Source organism: uncultured Maricaulis sp. (genome assembly GCF_905480005.1).
Classification (GTDB): Bacteria; Pseudomonadota; Alphaproteobacteria; order Caulobacterales; family Maricaulaceae; genus Maricaulis.
In genome coordinates, this window is record NZ_CAJQOO010000008.1 from 96954 (window position 1) to 114757 (window position 17804).

Consider the following 17804-nt stretch of genomic DNA (forward strand, 5'->3'; position numbering starts at 1 on the left):
TCTGCTCGGTCGAGGCTCAGGCCGGTTTGCGGGCGATGACGAACAGTGCCGCGCCGGGTTTTGGGCGCCAGTCATAGGTTATTTCGAACCCGGCTTCGACAATCTCTTGCTTGAGCGTCCGCGTACCGAAGGCCTTGACCGGCGGAAAGGCACCGAAAAACTGCCCGATCGGCAGGATCGGCACCATGAACCAATAACCATCCAGCAAACAGGCTGTGCTGGTGATGAAGTGGCCGCCGGGCCGAAGCAGTTTCATCGCCTTGGCGATCGCCGCCTGGCGATCTTCCAGCAGGTGCAGGATGCTCATGCCGAGAACGACGTCGAAACTGCCCTCCGGCGCATCCAGATCGACGAAATCGGCGCGCTGATAGCTGATATTGTCGATTGCCGCCTCGGCACCGCGCGTCTCGGCAATCGCCAGCATCTCGCCGGAGAGGTCCGTCGCCAGGATGGAGCCGGCAGCATCCGCGAGGCGGCGGGCCGTTCCGCCTGTGCCGCAACCGAATTCCACCAGGCGCGTATCCGACGTCAGTGTTTCACGGATTTTCGAGAGCTTGAACTCCCACGACTCGACGTCCGCAATCGGTTGGTTCGAGTATTTTTCCGCGATCTTGTCCCACCAGCGTTGTGCTTGACCCATGACTTTGTCTCCACTGCGAGTTCGCGCCGTACGAACCACCAAGGCCCCGGTTTTGACATACGTTGAGCGAATATAAATTGCCGCCATCCGGACATCTGATATACGCATTTAGATGAATTGGAACGCCATCGCCTTCGACTGGAATCAGATCCGCGCCCTCCTCGCCACGATCGAGGAAGGCTCATTCTCCGCCGCAGCACGCGCGTTGGGCCAGACCCAGCCAACCCTCAGTCGCCAGATTGCGGCGCTGGAAGCGGATTTGGGGGTCACCCTTTTCGAGCGCAATCGCCGCGCCACCCAGCCAACCCGCGCGGCGCTGGAACTGGTCGAGCATGTCCGCTCCATGGGCGAGGCCGCCCAACGCATCTCGTTGACCGCTTCGGGCCAATCCAGCGCGGTCGAGGGCCTGGTGACCATCACCGCGACCAATATCATGGCGTCTTTCTATCTCCCGCCCATCATCAGACGGATCCGTGAGGAAGCACCGGGTATCCGCCTCGAGATCATTGCCTCGAATGAATTGCAGGATCTGCAGAAGCGAGAGGCCGACATCGCCATCCGGCATGCCCGCCCGGAACAACCGGACCTGATTGCCCGCCTGGTCAGCGAGACCACAGGCCATCTCTATGCGCATCCGGACTATCTCGACCGCGTCGGTCGCCCAACCAACCTGGACGATGTCAACCGGCTCGATTTCATCGGCTTCGAACAGAATGAACGCGTGATCGAGCATCTCAATGCAATCGGGCTGAACCTGACGCCGGATAACTTCCGTATCAGCAGCGGCAGCTCGACCGTGCATCACGCCCTGGCCATGCAGGGCCTCGGCGTGACCCCGATGACCCGCGACTGGATCGACCAGCACTCCATCCTGGAGCAAGTCTGGCCGGCCCTGCCCCCGATCCCGGTCCAGACCTGGCTGGTCACCCATCGCGAGCTCAATACCAGCCGCCGTATCCGCCTGGTCTTCGACGCCATCGCCGACGGTCTGGCCGACCAGGCACGAGCCCGGCCACGCCCGCGGCTGTGAGATAGCCAAAACGAAAACGGGCGGTGCCAGTGGCACCGCCCGTCTTGCATTCGGCGTGTTCTGTAAAGCTTAGCGCTTGGAGAACTGGAAGGAACGACGGGCCTTGGCCTTGCCGTACTTCTTACGCTCGACGACGCGGCTGTCGCGGGTCAGGAAGCCACCGGCTTTCAGGACCGGGCGCAGACCCGGTTCAAACAGCTGGAGGGCCTTGGAGATGCCGTGACGCACAGCACCGGCCTGGCCGGACAGGCCTCCACCGACGACGGTAGCGACAATGTCGAACTCATCGACACGTTCGGCTGCCTGCAGCGGCTGCTGGAGCAGCATGCGCAGGACCGGACGTGCGAAATAGACTTCCTGGTCACGGCCATTGACCGTGATCTTGCCATTGCCGCGCTTGATCCAGACGCGGGCGACCGCGTTCTTGCGCTTGCCAGTGGCATAGGAACGGCCGTGCTCATCGATTTTGGGCTCAGCCGGAACGGACTCGTCAGCCACCACGGTGCCGGCATCGGCTTCCTTGATGACGTCTTTGAGGTCTTCGAGCGAGCGGGCTTCTTCTGACATATCAGCCTCGCGTATTCTTGGAGTTCATGGACTTGAAATCGACCACATCCGGCTGTTGAGCCTCGTGCTTGTGATCGGGACCGGCGTAAACGCGCAGGTTCGAGAATTGCTGACGGGCCAGCGGGCTGTCTTTCGGCAGCATGCGCTGAACAGCTTTCTCGACCACACGCTCAGGGAAACGACCGTCCAGAATCTTGGCCGGGCTGGTTTCCTTGATGCCACCAGGGTGGCCGGTGTGGTGATAGTAGCGCTTGTCGTCACGCTTGTTGCCGGTGAAGACAATCTTCTCGGCATTCACGATGATGACATTGTCGCCCATGTCGACATGGGGAGTATAGTCCGGACGGTGCTTGCCGCGGAGGCGGGTGGCGACGAACGCGGCGAGACGGCCAACAACGGCGCCTTCCGCATCGATCACGATCCACTTCTTCTCGACATCCGCCGGTTTAACGGAGATGGTTTTCATATTGATCCTGCCTCAGGCCTGCTTGGCTCGGGTTGAATTCGAGCGCGCCGTTTAGAGGGCATTTTCGGCTTGGTCAAGCAGGTGGCTGATTTTGGCTGTAATTTTATACACCTAACGATACGGTTAAATGATACCGCACACTGCATAACCGTCATGCCTCCGTCGTGAATCTAACGTAATTACAGCGTGTTCCCGACGTCCCCGGAGTTGCCGATGTCCCTGTCCCGCCGCCATTTCTTGCGCAGCAGCGCCGCCACCACCCTCGCCTTTTCAGGCCTCGCCGCCCTGGCCGGCTGCCAGCGCCCCTATCCGGCTGAGCAAGGCTATTTCAATGAGGTCAGCGGGCTGGGTCCCCTGCGTGTTGATCCGGACATGCTCATCGATCTACCGCGCCGCTTCACCTATCAGGTGATCTCCTCGGCCGGCCAGCCGATGAGCGACGGCCTGACCGTGCCCGGTGATTTTGACGGCATGGCCTGTTTCCAGAAAGCCGATGGACGCCTTGTTCTGGTCCGCAATCACGAGCTGCGCCTTGGCGATGCCGAAAAATCGCCCTTCGTGCCCGGCAATAGCGGTCTTGAGCGAATTGATCGCGCCCTCGTCCATGACTGGGACGAAGAGGGCAATCCGCATATTGGCGGCACAAGCCATGTCATCCTGAACCCGGAGACCCTGGCCGTCGAGGACGAGTATCTCTCCCTCGTCGGGACAATAAATAATTGCGCTGGCGGTCCGACGCCCTGGGGGACCTGGCTGACCTGTGAGGAAACGGATCTCAATCCCGGCCCCCAGGCCGGTGTCGAACATGGCTATATCTTCGAGGTTCCGGCCGAAGCCGAAGGACTGGTTGAGCCCGTGCCGCTCAAGGCCATGGGCCGATTCCGCCACGAAGCGATTGCCGTCGACCCCCGCACGGGCATCGTCTACGAGACCGAGGACGAATATGAACGCGCCGCCTTCTATCGCTTCCTGCCGAATGTTCCGGAACAGCTGATCGAAGGCGGACGCCTCCAGGGCCTTGCGATCCGCGGGCGCCCGGGCTTCGACACACGAAATTGGGACAGCGAGACAATCCAGCCCGGCGAATGGCTGGATGTGGACTGGGTGGACCTCGACAATGTCGAAGCGCCTGACGCTGATCTTGCCATTCGCGCCATCGGCGGCGGCGCCGCGCAATTCACCCGCGGTGAAGGTATCTGGTGGGGCGAGAATGAGTGTTACTTCGCCTGTACCGATGGCGGCCCGGACCGGCTTGGCCAGATCTGGCGCTACCAGCCAAGCCCGAATGAAGGCGAGCCCGGCGAATCCGCGTCGCCCGGCCGGCTTCAACTTTTCTATCAGAGCCATGACGCCGCAGTGATGGAGCGTTGCGACAATCTCTGCGTTGCCCCCTGGGGCGACCTCATCGTTGTTGAGGACGGACCTGAAGACCAGTACATCCGCGGCGTGACGCCCCAAGGAGAGGTGTATACGATTGCCCGCAATGCGGCCTCCGGGCCGGAAGGTCAAAAAAGCGAGATTTGCGGTCCATGTTTCAGTCCCGACGGTTCGACTCTGTTTTTCAACGTACAGCGCTATCCCGGCCGCACCTTCGCGGTTCGCGGTCCCTGGCCCGAGCCTTCGCGCTAGGCGCTTGCCTGCTGGCGCTCAGCGCTTGCGGCCCGGACACGCAGGAAACAGCCGAGAACTCCAGCCCGCTGGATGAGGGCGGACCGGTCGAATTGACGGTGACGGCCGCCTTCACGCCTGTGAACGGTGGTGGGGGCGGCATGGTCGGCTTCCTGCCTGACCCGCTCGCCCCTTCGCTCGGCTTTGTCCTGTCAGCGCCGCGCGATGGCGGTATTGATATCTTCGACCTGGATGGTTTGCTGAAAACGCGACATGCCGGTGAGCGCCTGACGGGACTCGCCACAGCCCCCAATTTCGAACTGCGCGGCGAAAGCCTCCCGCTGATCTTCGGCGCAGCGGCTGATTCCAATTCGGTTCGCGGATATGCCGTCATTCGCGATGGCGCGCAGGTCCTTGATCTGCCACTGGGCGAAATTGAGCCGATCAACGGTGTCACGGGCCTCTGCCTGCTGCGCGAAGGCGCCGGTTTTGTTGAAATCGTCGTGCTGGGAACCGGTGCACGCGCCGAGATCTGGCGGATCCGGGATGCCGGCGACGACGTCCTCGGCGTCGAGCGAATCCGCGATTTCCCTCTGCCCGATCCGGCTCGCCAGTGCGCGACCTTTGATGGGGACATCTACACCGCCAGCCCGGCCGGTGGCCTGGCCCGCCTCAGCAGTGACGGGACACTGCTGGCCGGCACCGCTTATCCAGCGGCCAATCTGACTGTTGGCGAGTTCAACGGGACGCGTCTCGTGCTCGCCACCAATGGCAGCGGCGATACTGTCGAGACCTTTGATGCGGCTACATTGGAAGCCGGCATTTCCCTCGACATCGTCGATGGCCTCTCCACGCCGGGCGTCGGCATTCCGGCGGGCCTTGCCGTCACGGATGCTGACTTTGGTTACACAGCCTACTCCAACGGCCTCATGGCCGTCTTTGACGCCGACGCCGGTCGACTGAAAGTCATCTCGCGGGACGTTTTGACCCGCGCGGTGTTTTCCAACGAATAGCGACCCTCGACCGGCGACACTGATGGAGACCGAATGAGCCGCGCAAGCGGCTCATTTCACGTCGCTTGCGTCCAACCCTTCGACCCGCTCGGTCAATGGCCGCGTCCGGAGCGCCGCAACGGCCTCCACAGCCTTGCCAGCCAGATCACAGCCGATCTCGTCGAAGAGGGCATCCATCGCCGCACGGATTTTCTCGAGCACAGCCATCATCAATCGATACTGATCCTCGCCGCGCGCCGTCAGGACCAGGACCTTGCGCCGGCTGTCCGTGGCATGCGGGCGTTTTGTGACGAGATCCAGCTTGATCAGGGCCGCAATACGCTGGGTCGCGACCTGGTGAGGTTGATCGAGCGATGTCGCGATATCGGCAGCCGTCACATCCGCGATCTCACCGATCATAAGAACCGTCGAGATCGCTCTTGGCGGCACATCAATGCCCGCTGACGACAACAGCGCCTGTCCCTGATCGGCAATCATTTCCACCAGTCTCAGCAGTTTGTTGGACACGAATGCGCCGCTCAGCCGGTGAGTGTCCATGATGTTGCTGTCACGCATGGCTTGCCTTTCATACAATCAATTGTACAATTTGATGCATAAAATACACCCTTCGACCTCAGGCGTAAAGGAAGGTCAGCCACCATGAATGACGCTCAAACTGACAAACGCACGACGGTCCTCACCTTGCTGACCTTCCTCGTGATTCTCTCGATAACGAGCGCAATCGCCCATTTCGCGATCGTCGAGCTTGTGCCGACCTCCCTCTATGTCGGCACGCTCATGATGATGCCCACAGTGTCAGCTTTCCTGACGCTCAAACTCCGCGGTCGAAAGATTTCCGACCTGCCCTGGCGCTGGGGAAGCCATGGCGCCAACTGGGCCGGATACCTGATCCCGGTGCTTTATGTCGCAATTGGTTACGGGATCATCTGGATGACCGGGCTGGGTGGCTTCGGAAATCTGGAAACAATCAGCGCGTGGAGCCAGCAACTTGGCCTTCCCGATGCGCCGGCCTTCCTGGTGATCGCACTGATGGTTGTCTTGATGGCCATCGTGCAATTTGCGAAGTCACTGGGCACGATCGCGGGCGAGGAAATCGGCTGGCGCGGCTTCTTTGCGTGGGAGTTGCGCAAGCTTGTCTCATTCAATGCCACCTGCCTGATCAGCGGTGGTATCTGGGCAATCTGGCACTATCCGATCATCATCGCCTATGGCGGCGGTAACACCGTGTTTCAGCTGATCTGTTTCACCGTGATGATCATCGCCATGACCGTGATCATGACCTATTACACTTTTCGGAGCCGATCCGTGTGGCCCGCCATCATGTTTCACGGCGCCCACAATATCTACATCCAGAAAATCTTCACGCCTTTGACCGTCGAGACCTCCTCCACCGCCCTGTGGGCGGATGAATACGGTCTCATGATACCAATCGTGGTGAGCCTGATCGCGTTGGTGTACTGGCAGCGGGCCCGCAAGGCCGGCCTCTAGCGCGAAGCGCCCCGCCTATACCGCGCGGCGGGCGGTCCAGGCCGCGCCGACCATGGCAATGAAAAGCAGGACCGCACCCGCCTGGTGGGCCAGGGAGAGCGAGAGCGGCACGACCGCCAGCAACGCAGCAATGCCGAGTGCGATCTGACCGATCACGAGAGCTGGCAGGATGATCATGAAAGGCTTCAGAGAAACCCGTGGCTCCCGCCAGATCAAGCCGGCGTAGACAAAGACGGCCAGAGCAACGAGATAGCCGGTCCACCGGTGATGCAACTGCACCGCTGCATGGCTCTCGAATATGGCCGGGAAAAAGCCCATCCCGGCGAGATAGCCCTCGGGGATGAGATCACCATTCATCAAGGGCCAGGTATTGTAGATTCGACCGGCATCAAGGCCCGCGACGAAAGCCCCCAGGATGATTTGCAGGAAGACCAGGCCAAGAAGCCCGGCCGAAAGGCCGGCAAGTCGCCCTCGCCGCAAAGGTGGCGGCCCATAGCGCGCTTCCAGCGACAGCCAGATCGATGCACCCAGGATAATGAACGCCATGCCCAGATGCGTGGCCAGACGATATTGGCTGACGTCCAGCCGGTCGGACAGGCCGCTGGCGACCATCCACCAGCCGATCGCGCCCTGGGCACCGCCAAGCAGGAAAAGCCCGAACAGGCGCGGTTTGAGACGCGCGCTGAGCTCGCCCCGCAGCCAGAAGAAGACGAACGGGACAAAAAAGACCAGGCCGATCAGTCGACCCAGCTGCCGATGCCCCCACTCCCACCAGAAAATGAACTCGAACTCTTCCAGCGTCATGCTGGCGTTTTGAACCTGGAATTCGGTGGTCTGCTGATAGAGCGAAAACTCACGCGCCCAATCTTCTTGAGAAAGGGGCGGAATGGCGCCGGAGATCGGCTTCCACTCGGTGATGGACAGGCCGCTATCCGTCAGCCGCGTCGTACCGCCGACAATGATCATCGCGCAGACGAATGCGGCGACAACGAGCAGCCAGATCGAAACGGCGCGGCTGGTGGTGCTGGTGTGGTACGACATACAATCTCCCGGGCGGCTAGTTAGCCCATCCACAGCGGCAGACAAGCCTCGGACTTCACTCCATCGGGGTCACCTGCTGATAATGCACTCGCAGGACAGGAGCGGACGCGCCATCATGTCGCAACCGACAAGAGTGTCAGGGAGAGACAGGCGTGGCGAATACCAGTGAGACAGTCATCATTCTGGGCGCCGGGCAGGCAGGCGGCCAATGCGCGGCCTCCTTGCGTCGCGGCGGGTTTGAGGGCCGCATTGTCCTGGTCGGCGATGAGCCACACCCGCCCTATCAGCGCCCCCCCCTGTCCAAGACCTATTTGTCCGGCGAGATCGATGAAAGCCGTCTCTGGCTGCAACCGCCGGAAACCTGGGCCGAGCAAGCGGTGGAATTGCGCCTGTCGAGCCGGGCCAAAAGGATCGACCCGGACCGGAATCTCGTCATCTTCTCCAACGGGCGCGAGGAATCCTACACGCATCTTGTGATCGCAACCGGCTCCCGCGTGCGGCCCCTGCCCGTCCCCGGCGCCGAGCTCGATGGCGTTCGGTATCTGCGCTCCATTGCCGACGTCGATGCGTTGAAGACGGACGTCCAGCCCGGCAAACGGATCGCCATTATCGGTGGTGGCTATATCGGGCTGGAAGCGGCCTCGGTGGCCTCCAAGCTCGGTGCGACACCGGTTGTGATTGAAGCGATGGATCGCCTCCTGGCGCGCGTCGCGGTTCCCGAAGTGTCGCAATTCTATCGGGACGCCCATGAGACCCGCGGCATTACCATTCGTCTGGACGCCCAGGTCGCGGCGCTGAAGCCCAGGTCCGGATTCTTTTCGCGTGGCACGCGTGCCGACCGGGTCGAGTTGAAGACCGGCGAGAAGATTGCCTGCGATAGCGTCCTCGTCGGCATTGGCGTCATGCCCAATCAGGAAATCGCAGCCGCATGCGGTCTGGAGACGGGCAATGGGATCAGGGTCGACGATCAGTGCCGCACCAGTAATCCCGATATCTACGCCATTGGCGATTGCGCCGAACAGCACAATTGGCTCACCGACACCCGCCTGCGTCTGGAGAGCGTGCCCAATGCCCTTGACCAGGCCAAGCGTGCCGCCGCCGCCATCTGCGGCGCCCCGGCACCCAAGCCGGAAGTGCCCTGGTTCTGGTCCGACCAGTTCGACCTCAAACTCCAGACAGCCGGCCTGATCGGGACCCAGGACACCACCATCACCCGCGGCGGCGACGCCGAAACACCCCGCAGCTTCTTCCATCTCGCCGACGGGGTGCTGATCGCCGCCGACTGCATCAATGACCCGCAAAGCTTCATGGCGGCCAAGATGATGATCCAGAAGCGTGCCCGGCCCGAGCTGGCAGCCTTGGCCAATCCGGCGATCGCGATGAAGGATGTGATGAAGGCCGCATTGGCCGGAGCGTAAGGGCCGGATCAAATTGCAAGGATGGTCGGAGCGGCGAGATTCGAACTCGCGACCCCCGGTCCCCCAGACCGGTGCGCTAACCGGGCTGCGCCACGCTCCGACACTCACTTGCTGGACAGGCAGGCCCGTCCAATGGGGAAGTCGCTTATAGGGTGAGCTTTCCGGCTCCGCAACAGGCGTGTCAGCGCGGTGTGCGGTGGACCGGACAATGGTCGCGCCATCACGGTTCCAGGGCGGCTTTCAGCTTGGCCTGGGCGTTTTCCAGATCGGCGAGGATGTCATCGAGCTGGCGCTGGGCGCCATCGGCCGGGCGCGGACGCGCCGGAGCTGTCACGGCCGGCGTCTCGCGGTCGGCGGCATCAATTGCGAGCGCATCGCTCAGCGGGCCGGCCGCGCCCTCACCCATCGCCATCACGGCCGCAATGCCATGATCCTTGAAATATTTCCGGGCGCCCTTGATCGTGTAGCCATCCTCATAAAGGAGCCGCTTCACGCCGCGCAGCAATTGCAAGTCCTGGGGACGGTAGAAACGCCGGCCTCCGGCACGTTTGAGCGGGCTGATCTGGGCGAATTTGCTTTCCCAGAAACGCAGGACATGCGCCGGGATATCCAGTTCATCAGCGGCCTCGCTGATGGTCCGAAATGCGTCTGCAGACTTCTTGGTGACCGACATGCGCCCTTCGCGTCAGCCTGCGGGCCTGTCCTAATCCTTGGACAGAGCCGAGTCGACGCGCTCCTTGAGAACTTGCGACGGTTTGAACACCAGGACGCGGCGGGCCTCAATCGGCACCTCCACTCCGGTCTTCGGATTACGCCCTACGCGTCCACGCTTGTCCCGCAGAAGGAACGAGCCGAATGAGGAGAGTTTGACCGACTCACCCTTGGCCAGCGTGTCCGACACCATGCCCAGCGCGGACTGAACAAGATCGGCTGATTCCTGACGTGAAAGGCCAACCTCTCGGTAGACCGATTCCGCCAGATCTGCTCGCGTCAAGGTTTTGTCTGACATAGCTATCCCCACAAAGACGATAGGAGGCTACGCCTCCAAAGCGGGTCAGGTCAACGCCAAGGTCTTGGTTAAGTGCAAGAAACCGGCGAATAAAAGATCAATACCGCGCGAGCGCGGCGCCCCAGGTGAAGCCACCACCCAGCGCTTCCATCAAAACCAGGTCGCCCCGCTTGATGCGCCCGTCCTGGACCGCCCGATCGAAGGCAAGAGGAACCGAAGCCGCCGAGGTATTCCCGTGGTCGGCAACAGTGGATATGACTTTTTCCGTTGGAATTGAAAGCCTTCGCGCAACACCTTCAAGTATCCGCTGATTGGCCTGGTGGGGCACAAACCAGTCCACCTCCTCGATCGTGACGCCGGAACGCTTGGCAATCGTGGTCATGGATTCGGCGATATTGGTGATGGCATGACGGAAGACCTGATTGCCCACCATGCGCAAATGACCCACCGTTCCGGTCGAGGACGGACCGCCATCAACATGGAGCAAATCCTTGAATCGGCCATCCGAGCGCAGATAAGTGCCCAGAATTCCCGAACGGTCGGCACCCTCATCCGTGTCAGCCGCCTGCAAGACCATCGCACCGGCGCCATCCCCGAAGAGCACGCAGGTCGAGCGGTCGGTCCAGTCGAGAATGCGCGACATGGTCTCGGCACCGACGACCAGAGCCGTCTTCGCCTGACCGCGCGCCAGCATATTGTCCGCCATGGCAATGGCGTAGACAAAGCCGGTGCAGACGGCCTGGACATCAAACGCCGCCCCCCGGGTCGCGCCGAGGCGGGCCTGCAGCATGGTACCGACCGAGGGAAAGGTGAAATCCGGAGTCGTTGTGGCGACTACGATCAGGTCAAGATCGTCCGCCTCCAGCCCGGCATCTTCGAGCGCGCGGCGCGCAGCCCGCTCCGCCAGGTCACAGGTCGTGATGCCCTCACCGGCGATATGACGCTGACGGATACCCGTCCGCTCTCGGATCCAGGTGTCACTGGTATCGACCATGGCGGAGATTTCGTCATTGGTCAGGATCCGCTCGGGCAGATAGGAGCCGATACCGGCGATACGCGTACTCAACTCGGTCATGACGCTGCCACGACTTCCTGTTCTTCTTCAAAACTGGCGAATTTGTCGAGATTGGCGCGAATCTGGGCCATGAAATCGCTCTTCGCCATGACATAGGCCAAGCCGAGCGCCGAGGCGAAGCCCTCACCATCGGCGCCGCCATGCGACTTCACGACGATCCCCTTGAGGCCCAGCAGAACACCGCCATTGATGTAGCGAGGATCCATCCTCTGACGCAGGCGTTCGAGCGCGCCCAGCGAGAGCAGACCGGCCGCGAGCTTGGCCAGCAGCGAGCTGGTCAGCGCCTCACGCACCCAGCCGGCAACAAGACGGGCCGTGCCTTCAGCCGTCTTCAACGCAATATTCCCGGTGAAACCATCAGTGACCACGACATCGATGCCGCCGGCCGAGATGTCATTGCCCTCGATGAAACCCTGATAGGCAATGTCGAGGCCCGATTTGCGGATCAGCTGATCCGCCTCGCGCACCGTGTCATTTCCCTTGAGTTCTTCCTGGCCGACATTCAGCAGACCGACAGACGGCGAGTCGCCGCCAAAGACCGCGCTGTGATAGGCCTCGCCCATGATTGCGAACTCAACCAGCTGGGTCGCACCGCACTGAACATTGGCGCCCACATCGAGCACAACCGTATGCCCTTTGGGCGTAGGCCAGTTCGCAGAAATCGCCGGACGGTGAACGCCCTTTTTCATGCGCAGGATGACCTTGCCGATCGCCATCAAGGCGCCGGTATTGCCCGAGGAGACGATCGCACCGGCCTCACCGGCCTTCACGCTCTGGATGGCATTCCACATCGAGGAGCCGCGCGCGCGCCGGACGGCTTCGCTCGGCTTGTCTGTCATCTGGACCAGCGTCTCCGTGTGTCGCAACTCGCATACGGCGGCGACTTTCGGATGCTTTTCCAGAAGCGGCGCGAGCAGCGCCTCATCACCGTGAAGCAGATAGTGCGCCTTGCGGTCCGGCCAGCGCTTGAGCGCATGGCCGATACCCTCGACGACCGCCTCGGGTCCGAGATCTCCGCCCATGGCGTCGACCGAAATCGTGGGGATAGCTGTCATGAGTAGCGGTGCAATGTCCCTCGCAAAGGCGCGCTGCGCCGAAAGCCCGCGGAACTTAGCCCATGACTCTGGCAATGCAAGGCAGCAAGACGGCGATCAGATCGCCGGAAAGGCTGGCGACGCCCCGGCGATCAACGCTGCCCCACCCTGTGCCCGCAGGGCTTCAAGTGCCGAGTTGACGTATAGGGCAAGGGCTGGCGCGCGCGCATCATCCGCCTCAGCGCTGAAAACATTGCGCGACAGCACAGCCTGCAATTCATCTGCCTGGTCCTGGCTGGCCGCTTCGCGCAGTGCTTCGGCCCGACCATAAAAGCCCTCCGCCATGAAGCGGATCTTCTTGCCAACGCCTGAGTCGCCCACACCCATTTCGCGCATCGCAGCATCAAAATCATCGAACATGGTGTCAAAGAGCGCCTGGCTGAGACGCGCTGAATCATCACCGTCCTGCGTTTTCAGGGCCAGCACCACCAGGGCGCAATGCAGGATGATCATCTCGAAACGGCCTTCAACCGTGTCCGGAACTCCCAGCCTGGCATAGAAATCCGGCGTGCGGGCAGCCGTCACGACATCGCGATAAAGCGCTTCGGCGCGTAGTTTTTCCGGCTTTCGGCCGAAAAGACGGTTCAACATGCGATCCGCTCTCCCAAGAATTGGCGCTTGAAGCTAAGCTCGCCCTTGGTTAGGTCAAGACAGCGCCGCACGCGTCATCACGTCGCGCGTGGCAGACCCATCTCGCAGGAGTTCCTGATGAAGCGTCGCGTTAGCCTTACAGTCCTGATTGCCGCTTGCGCGATCGGCGCATCGGCCTGCAATCCGGTCCTTCGATCGCACGGCTATCGCTACACCACACAGGACGTGCCCGAAATCCTGGTCGCCGAAGACACCGAATCTTCTGTGTTGTCGCGCCTCGGCAATCCGTCAACACGTGGAACGTTCGAGGATAATACCTGGTATTATATCTCCGCGACCCGCGAGAGCCTGGCCTATCTCCGGCCGGCGACACGTGACCGCCGCATCATCGCCGTCACCTTCGACGATAATGGCGTGGTCTCCGAAGTCTCCGAATACGGGCTGGAAGACGGCCGCGTGGTTGCCTATGCCGACCGCGAAACACCGACACGGGGTCGCGAACTGACCTTCCTTGAACAGCTTCTCGGCAATGTCGGGCGCCTGCCCTCCGAACAATTCGGTGGCGAGCAGAACCTGCCCGGCGGCGCTGGCGGTCCACGCCGCGACCAGTAGAGGCGACCAGTATCGCAAAACCCAAAGAGCCCTGGTTCACGGACCGGGGCTTTTTTGTGCGCGGCGCTCGCTGTGGGCCAACAAAGCGCGCCCACTCCGCCACGGCCCGCCCGACCTTTTCCTCCGGGAGACGATGCCCTGAAGGGCTGTGTGAGGGGGATTGTTTCCGCGCTCGTGGGCAGTTGCCGGCCGCCTTGACCCACGACAAGGCGGCGGGCCGGGCGGCCACCGCAAACCCGTCGTACAAGGATCGATCGCGCGGCGCAGAGCGGACAAAAAAAAGAGCCCCGGCCAAAGGCCGGAGCTCTTCCAGGATCAGGTGTGATCCTGCCTAGTGGGCCAGGACGGCCAACAGAAGCAGGGCCACGATATTCGTGATCTTGATCATCGGGTTCACGGCGGGTCCGGCAGTGTCCTTGTAGGGATCACCAACCGTATCGCCGGTCACGGAAGCCTTGTGAGCTTCCGAGCCCTTGCCGCCATGATGGCCGTCTTCGATATACTTCTTGGCATTGTCCCAGGCACCGCCACCGACGGTCATGGAAACGGCCACGAAGAGACCATTGACGATCACGCCCAGCAGCATCGCACCAACCGCAGCCAGGGCTTCCGCCTGACCGGCGATCGCATTGATCGCAAAGTAGAGCACGATCGGAGACAGGACGGGCAGAAGCGATGGCACGATCATTTCGCGGATCGCCGCCTTGGTCAGGATGTCCACGGCGCGGCCATAATCCGGCTTCGCCTTATACTCCATGATACCCGGGATCTCCTTGAACTGACGCCGCACTTCGGCAACCACGGCGGTGGCCGCACGGCCCACGGCCATCATGGACATGCCGCCGAAGAGATATGGCAGCAGACCACCGAAGAGCAGGCCGACGATCACATACGGGTTCTCGAGCGAGAAGTTCGGCTCAATCCCCAGCAGGTGTTCGACATCCGTCGTGTAGGCCGCAAACAGGACCAGGGCGCCAAGACCGGCCGAACCGATCGCATAGCCCTTGGTGACCGCCTTGGTGGTGTTGCCCACCGCATCAAGCGTGTCGGTCGTATTGCGGACGCTCTCGTCGAGACCCGCCATTTCAGCAATGCCACCCGCATTGTCCGTCACCGGACCGAAGGCATCGAGGGCCACGATCAAACCGGCCAGGGCCAGCATGGTCGTCACCGAGATGGCAATCCCGAACAGGCCTGCCAGGGCATAGGTACCCAGAATGCCACCAATGATGATCAGGGCTGGCAGCGCTGTCGATTCCAGCGAGACCGCGAGACCCTGGATGACATTCGTGCCATGCCCGGACTCCGAGGCCAGAGCCACCGACTTCACCGGGCGATAGGCCGTCCCGGTATAGTATTCGGTGACCCAGATGATCGCTGCCGTGACGATCAGGCCGATCAGGCCGGACCAGAACAGGTTCATCCCGGTGATCATCTTGCCGTTCACTTCGGCGATATCACCCATGCCGATGGTGTAATCGGTCACGAAGTAGAGCGCACCGATCGACAGGACACCGGCAACGATGAGGCCCTTGTAGAGCGCGCCCATCACATTGGTGCCCTTGCCCAGGCTCACGAAGAAGGTGCCGATGATCGAGGTCACGATACAGGCCGAGGCGATCATGAGCGGATAGAGCACCATCGTGGTCGCCAGACCGCCGGAGAAGAAGATCGCCGCCAGCACCATGGTCGCAACCACAGTCACGGCATAGGTCTCGAACAGGTCAGCCGCCATGCCGGCACAATCACCGACATTGTCGCCGACATTGTCAGCGATGGTGGCCGGATTGCGCGGATCATCCTCGGGAATGCCGGCTTCGATCTTGCCGACCATGTCGCCGCCGACATCCGCACCCTTGGTGAAGATACCGCCGCCGAGACGGGCGAAAATCGAGATCAGGGAGGCACCGAAGCCCAGAGCGACCAGGGAATCGATGATGATCCGCCCGGTGTCTTCGCTTCCGAGGACCAGGCCCATCGGACCGGTCAGTACCCAGTAGTAACCCGCCACACCCAGCAGGGCGAGACCGGCAACCAGCATCCCGGTGATGGCACCCGACCGGAAAGCCACGGCCAGGCCGGCCCCTAGGCTCGTACTGGCAGCCTGGGTCGTGCGCACATTGGCGCGGACCGAGATCAGCATGCCGATAAATCCGGCCGCGCCGGACAGAATGGCACCGATGGCAAAGCCGAGCGCGACCTGCCAGCCGAGGAAGACGGCGATCAGGATACAGACGACGACGCCGACGATGGCGATGGTGGTATATTGACGTTTAAGGTAGGCGTTTGCGCCTTCCTGAATGGCCGATGCGATCTCTTGCATCTTCTCCGTGCCTGCGCTCGCACCCATCAGACGTTGGGTCTGAACGACCCCGTAGATGATGGCGAGAACAGCTGCCGCAATGGCCAAAAAAAGCATGTTCATGGCTTCCAGCCCCGTTTGTTCACTTCGTTGTGGTCTCGGAAGGAATACGGGAAAGCATGCGCGTGTGACCACGCCGACCTTAGACAACTCCCCCGCTTTTATTCTTATTGTTGGGGAGACTATGCCCAAAGCATTGGGGCGGTGCAATACGCACTCTTTACCAAGTCAAAACATTGACTTGCTGCACTGCAATATAGTTTTATCGACGAAAGAGCCGGGTATCAGCCTGGCGAATCTCGATGCGCTCGATGGCACTCGGTCCATAGTGCTCGCCAAGCGCTGCCTGCCAGACTTCCACGGCACGCTCGGTATCGAGCGCAGAGCCTTCCTCATTCGACACCGACGTGCGGAAAGCCGCCCTCACCGCAGCGTCGAGTGCGTAGTGGGCATCCTCGCGAATATCCCAGACATTGTGTCCGGTCGCCACGCGAACGCGGATTTGCACATAGGCATAACCCGTCAGATGGCCTTGGGTCGACAAGGGCGCGACCACGGTCGGCATGGTGAAGCTGCGCGGATCGTCTTCTTCATCCTCGGCTTCTTCCTCATCATCCTCATCCGACCCGGCGAGATTGAAGATGGTCAGGAAGCGATTGCCGCGACCGCCCGCATCACCCGATCCATCGCCCGACTCCGCCGGCGGTGCCATCAGGGCATGGGCGGGCATCGGGATCAGCGATACCAGAAAGATTGCAGCCACTCGGGCGAAGACATTACGCATGAAAGCCTCTCAGTCATTGCAGAGACTGACAGCTTTGCCTCAAAAATGCGTAAACCCGGCCCGCTGCGGCGCCAGCGACGCGCCGCTCGCGTCGCGCAGACATATCCCGGCATCCCCGGTAACCGAACCAATGCGGGTCAGGGCGAGACCGAGCATGTCACTGATCGCGCCGATCCGGTCCCGCGCGCCGACCGGAGCCGTGAAGGCCAACTCGTAATCATCGCCCCCTGCGAGCAGGCGATGGACATCGCCGTCCGGCGATGCGCGCCAGGCCTTGCCAGCCCTCGACAAGGGTACCGCTTCGATCTCGATTTCGAGCCCGCAATCGCTCGCCCGGGCAATATGGCCAAGATCGGCGACCAGACCGTCAGAGATATCTATCGCGCTGCTGGCCAGTCCGCGAAGCGCCTCACCCAGCGCCAGGCGCGGCTCCGGTGCGGTATAGCGCATCAGGCAATCCGCTAGGGCTGGTGCCCCCGATTGCGCCGCCATGAGACCAAGATATCCGTCGCCGATCTGTCCGGAGACCCAGACATCCTCGCCGACCTCCGCGCCTGTGCGGGTCACGGCCTGGCCGACCGGGACAGCGCCGACAAGCGTCAGGCTGATCGTGAGCGGCCCGGGCGTCACCGTGGTGTCACCGCCGACAAGCGTCAGACCGAAGCGGGCCTGGTCGCGCTGCAGGGCAGCCAGGAAGGCTTCTCGCCACGCGGCGGCGAGCGAGCCTGGCCAGGACAGGGCCGCCAGATAGTGGCGCGGCGACGCCCCCATTGCCGCCAGATCGGAGAGATTGCTCCGCAAGGCACGCCGGGCGACGGTTTCCGGCTTGTCACTGTCGCGAAAATGCACGCCCGTGATCAGGGTATCGCAGGCGAGCACGAGGCTCTCTCCCGGATTCGGGTCCAGCAGGGCCGCATCATCGGCGAGGCCGAGGGCGACGGGATCGCCTTCACTCAGCGGCAGGAGATGCCGCCGGATGAAGTCGAATTCGCCGTCACCGGCCATG

At 62.0% G+C, this 17804-nt stretch carries 19 protein-coding genes and 1 tRNA gene; 6 read left to right on the forward strand and 14 right to left on the reverse strand.

The features are described 5' to 3' along the window. Positions 1-16: 16 nt before the first annotated feature. Positions 17-640 carry a class I SAM-dependent methyltransferase gene (locus tag QZ266_RS01230; protein WP_295690908.1) on the reverse strand — a complete coding sequence of 208 codons (624 nt, stop codon included), beginning with the start codon at positions 638-640 and terminating at the stop codon, positions 17-19. A 112-nt stretch (positions 641-752) separates the two neighbouring features. On the opposite strand from QZ266_RS01230, the gene QZ266_RS01235 reads away from it, so the two are divergent. After that, positions 753-1670, forward strand: a complete 918-nt coding sequence (locus QZ266_RS01235; protein ID WP_295690911.1) for a LysR family transcriptional regulator — start codon at positions 753-755, stop codon at positions 1668-1670. 69 nt (positions 1671-1739) lie between these two features. On the opposite strand, the gene rpsI is transcribed toward QZ266_RS01235, so the two are convergent. Both rpsI and rplM read right to left on the reverse strand, forming a co-directional pair. Beyond that, positions 1740-2237 carry a 30S ribosomal protein S9 gene (gene rpsI / locus QZ266_RS01240; protein ID WP_366523900.1) on the reverse strand — a complete coding sequence of 166 codons (498 nt, stop codon included), beginning with the start codon at positions 2235-2237 and terminating at the stop codon, positions 1740-1742. Position 2238: 1 nt separating this feature from the next. After that, on the reverse strand, positions 2239-2703 hold the full coding sequence (gene rplM / locus QZ266_RS01245; protein ID WP_295690913.1) for a 50S ribosomal protein L13: 465 nt from the start codon (positions 2701-2703) through the stop codon (positions 2239-2241). 213 nt (positions 2704-2916) lie between these two features. Between rplM and QZ266_RS01250 the strand changes: the two genes are divergently transcribed. Together QZ266_RS01250 and QZ266_RS01255 are read left to right on the forward strand one after the other, a co-directional pair. After that, positions 2917-4332 (forward strand): alkaline phosphatase PhoX, encoded by a 1416-nt coding sequence (locus QZ266_RS01250; RefSeq protein WP_295690917.1) that lies wholly within the window; start codon positions 2917-2919, stop codon positions 4330-4332. Between the two features lie 92 nt (positions 4333-4424). Then, entirely contained in the window at positions 4425-5324 is a 900-nt protein-coding gene (locus tag QZ266_RS01255; protein ID WP_295690919.1) for a hypothetical protein, read from the forward strand. A 51-nt stretch (positions 5325-5375) separates the two neighbouring features. Here the strand turns inward: QZ266_RS01255 and QZ266_RS01260 are convergent, their stop codons facing one another. Beyond that, complete coding sequence (locus QZ266_RS01260; protein WP_295690921.1) at positions 5376-5879, reverse strand: MarR family transcriptional regulator; 504 nt, start codon at positions 5877-5879, stop codon at positions 5376-5378. A gap of 84 nt (positions 5880-5963) precedes the next feature. On the opposite strand from QZ266_RS01260, the gene QZ266_RS01265 reads away from it, so the two are divergent. Beyond that, on the forward strand, positions 5964-6812 hold the full coding sequence (locus QZ266_RS01265; RefSeq protein WP_295690923.1) for a CPBP family intramembrane glutamic endopeptidase: 849 nt from the start codon (positions 5964-5966) through the stop codon (positions 6810-6812). Between the two features lie 15 nt (positions 6813-6827). Here the strand turns inward: QZ266_RS01265 and QZ266_RS01270 are convergent, their stop codons facing one another. Beyond that, the gene (locus tag QZ266_RS01270) at positions 6828-7853 is read right to left on the reverse strand and encodes a COX15/CtaA family protein (protein ID WP_295690926.1); all 1026 of its coding nucleotides are present in this window, start codon (positions 7851-7853) and stop codon (positions 6828-6830) included. Between the two features lie 152 nt (positions 7854-8005). Here QZ266_RS01270 and QZ266_RS01275 point away from each other — a divergent pair, with 152 nt between their 5' ends. Then, positions 8006-9271: an FAD-dependent oxidoreductase gene (locus QZ266_RS01275; protein WP_295690928.1), complete on the forward strand. Its 1266-nt coding sequence runs from the start codon at positions 8006-8008 to the stop codon at positions 9269-9271. Between the two features lie 22 nt (positions 9272-9293). Here the strand turns inward: QZ266_RS01275 and QZ266_RS01280 are convergent. The 6 genes from QZ266_RS01280 to QZ266_RS01305 form a co-directional block, all read right to left on the reverse strand. Further along, positions 9294-9371: transfer RNA gene (locus tag QZ266_RS01280), tRNA-Pro, on the reverse strand. A gap of 120 nt (positions 9372-9491) precedes the next feature. After that, positions 9492-9944 carry a MerR family transcriptional regulator gene (locus QZ266_RS01285; protein WP_295690930.1) on the reverse strand — a complete coding sequence of 151 codons (453 nt, stop codon included), beginning with the start codon at positions 9942-9944 and terminating at the stop codon, positions 9492-9494. A gap of 30 nt (positions 9945-9974) precedes the next feature. Next, the gene (locus QZ266_RS01290) at positions 9975-10280 is read right to left on the reverse strand and encodes an integration host factor subunit alpha (RefSeq protein ID WP_295690933.1); all 306 of its coding nucleotides are present in this window, start codon (positions 10278-10280) and stop codon (positions 9975-9977) included. Between the two features lie 97 nt (positions 10281-10377). Next, positions 10378-11355 carry a beta-ketoacyl-ACP synthase III gene (locus QZ266_RS01295; RefSeq protein WP_295690935.1) on the reverse strand — a complete coding sequence of 326 codons (978 nt, stop codon included), beginning with the start codon at positions 11353-11355 and terminating at the stop codon, positions 10378-10380. Continuing rightward, positions 11352-12410, reverse strand: a complete 1059-nt coding sequence (gene plsX / locus QZ266_RS01300) for a phosphate acyltransferase PlsX (protein ID WP_295690937.1) — start codon at positions 12408-12410, stop codon at positions 11352-11354. Before plsX ends, QZ266_RS01295 begins: the two co-directional genes overlap by 4 nt. A gap of 96 nt (positions 12411-12506) precedes the next feature. Next, positions 12507-13040, reverse strand: coding sequence for a ubiquinol-cytochrome C chaperone family protein (locus tag QZ266_RS01305; protein ID WP_295690939.1), 534 nt, complete (start codon positions 13038-13040; stop codon positions 12507-12509). 117 nt (positions 13041-13157) lie between these two features. On the opposite strand from QZ266_RS01305, the gene QZ266_RS01310 reads away from it, so the two are divergent. Then, positions 13158-13652, forward strand: a complete 495-nt coding sequence (locus tag QZ266_RS01310) for an outer membrane protein assembly factor BamE (RefSeq protein ID WP_295690940.1) — start codon at positions 13158-13160, stop codon at positions 13650-13652. A 331-nt stretch (positions 13653-13983) separates the two neighbouring features. Here QZ266_RS01310 and QZ266_RS01315 read toward each other — a convergent pair whose 3' ends face one another. From QZ266_RS01315 to thiL, 3 genes are all read right to left on the reverse strand, one after another. Further along, positions 13984-16077 carry a sodium-translocating pyrophosphatase gene (locus QZ266_RS01315; protein WP_295690942.1) on the reverse strand — a complete coding sequence of 698 codons (2094 nt, stop codon included), beginning with the start codon at positions 16075-16077 and terminating at the stop codon, positions 13984-13986. Positions 16078-16276: 199 nt separating this feature from the next. Next, positions 16277-16798 (reverse strand): hypothetical protein, encoded by a 522-nt coding sequence (locus QZ266_RS01320; protein ID WP_295690944.1) that lies wholly within the window; start codon positions 16796-16798, stop codon positions 16277-16279. Positions 16799-16837: 39 nt separating this feature from the next. Then, positions 16838-17803, reverse strand: coding sequence for a thiamine-phosphate kinase (gene thiL / locus QZ266_RS01325; protein WP_295690947.1), 966 nt, complete (start codon positions 17801-17803; stop codon positions 16838-16840). Between the last annotated feature and the right edge of the window lies 1 nt (position 17804).

Excerpts from the sequence above, each read along its gene's own strand:
- QZ266_RS01230 (WP_295690908.1), bottom strand. The coding sequence starts at position 640 with ATGGGTCAAGCACAACGCTGGTGGGACAAGATCGCGGAAAAATACTCG.
- QZ266_RS01235 (WP_295690911.1), top strand. The coding sequence starts at position 753 with ATGAATTGGAACGCCATCGCCTTCGACTGGAATCAGATCCGCGCCCTC.
- rpsI (WP_366523900.1), bottom strand. The coding sequence starts at position 2,237 with ATGTCAGAAGAAGCCCGCTCGCTCGAAGACCTCAAAGACGTCATCAAG.
- rplM (WP_295690913.1), bottom strand. The coding sequence starts at position 2,703 with ATGAAAACCATCTCCGTTAAACCGGCGGATGTCGAGAAGAAGTGGATC.
- QZ266_RS01250 (WP_295690917.1), top strand. The coding sequence starts at position 2,917 with ATGTCCCTGTCCCGCCGCCATTTCTTGCGCAGCAGCGCCGCCACCACC.
- QZ266_RS01260 (WP_295690921.1), bottom strand. The coding sequence starts at position 5,879 with ATGCGTGACAGCAACATCATGGACACTCACCGGCTGAGCGGCGCATTC.
- QZ266_RS01265 (WP_295690923.1), top strand. The coding sequence starts at position 5,964 with ATGAATGACGCTCAAACTGACAAACGCACGACGGTCCTCACCTTGCTG.
- QZ266_RS01270 (WP_295690926.1), bottom strand. The coding sequence starts at position 7,853 with ATGTCGTACCACACCAGCACCACCAGCCGCGCCGTTTCGATCTGGCTG.
- QZ266_RS01285 (WP_295690930.1), bottom strand. The coding sequence starts at position 9,944 with ATGTCGGTCACCAAGAAGTCTGCAGACGCATTTCGGACCATCAGCGAG.
- QZ266_RS01290 (WP_295690933.1), bottom strand. The coding sequence starts at position 10,280 with ATGTCAGACAAAACCTTGACGCGAGCAGATCTGGCGGAATCGGTCTAC.
- QZ266_RS01295 (WP_295690935.1), bottom strand. The coding sequence starts at position 11,355 with ATGACCGAGTTGAGTACGCGTATCGCCGGTATCGGCTCCTATCTGCCC.
- plsX (WP_295690937.1), bottom strand. The coding sequence starts at position 12,410 with ATGACAGCTATCCCCACGATTTCGGTCGACGCCATGGGCGGAGATCTC.
- QZ266_RS01305 (WP_295690939.1), bottom strand. The coding sequence starts at position 13,040 with ATGTTGAACCGTCTTTTCGGCCGAAAGCCGGAAAAACTACGCGCCGAA.
- QZ266_RS01310 (WP_295690940.1), top strand. The coding sequence starts at position 13,158 with ATGAAGCGTCGCGTTAGCCTTACAGTCCTGATTGCCGCTTGCGCGATC.
- QZ266_RS01315 (WP_295690942.1), bottom strand. The coding sequence starts at position 16,077 with ATGAACATGCTTTTTTTGGCCATTGCGGCAGCTGTTCTCGCCATCATC.
- QZ266_RS01320 (WP_295690944.1), bottom strand. The coding sequence starts at position 16,798 with ATGCGTAATGTCTTCGCCCGAGTGGCTGCAATCTTTCTGGTATCGCTG.
- thiL (WP_295690947.1), bottom strand. The coding sequence starts at position 17,803 with ATGGCCGGTGACGGCGAATTCGACTTCATCCGGCGGCATCTCCTGCCG.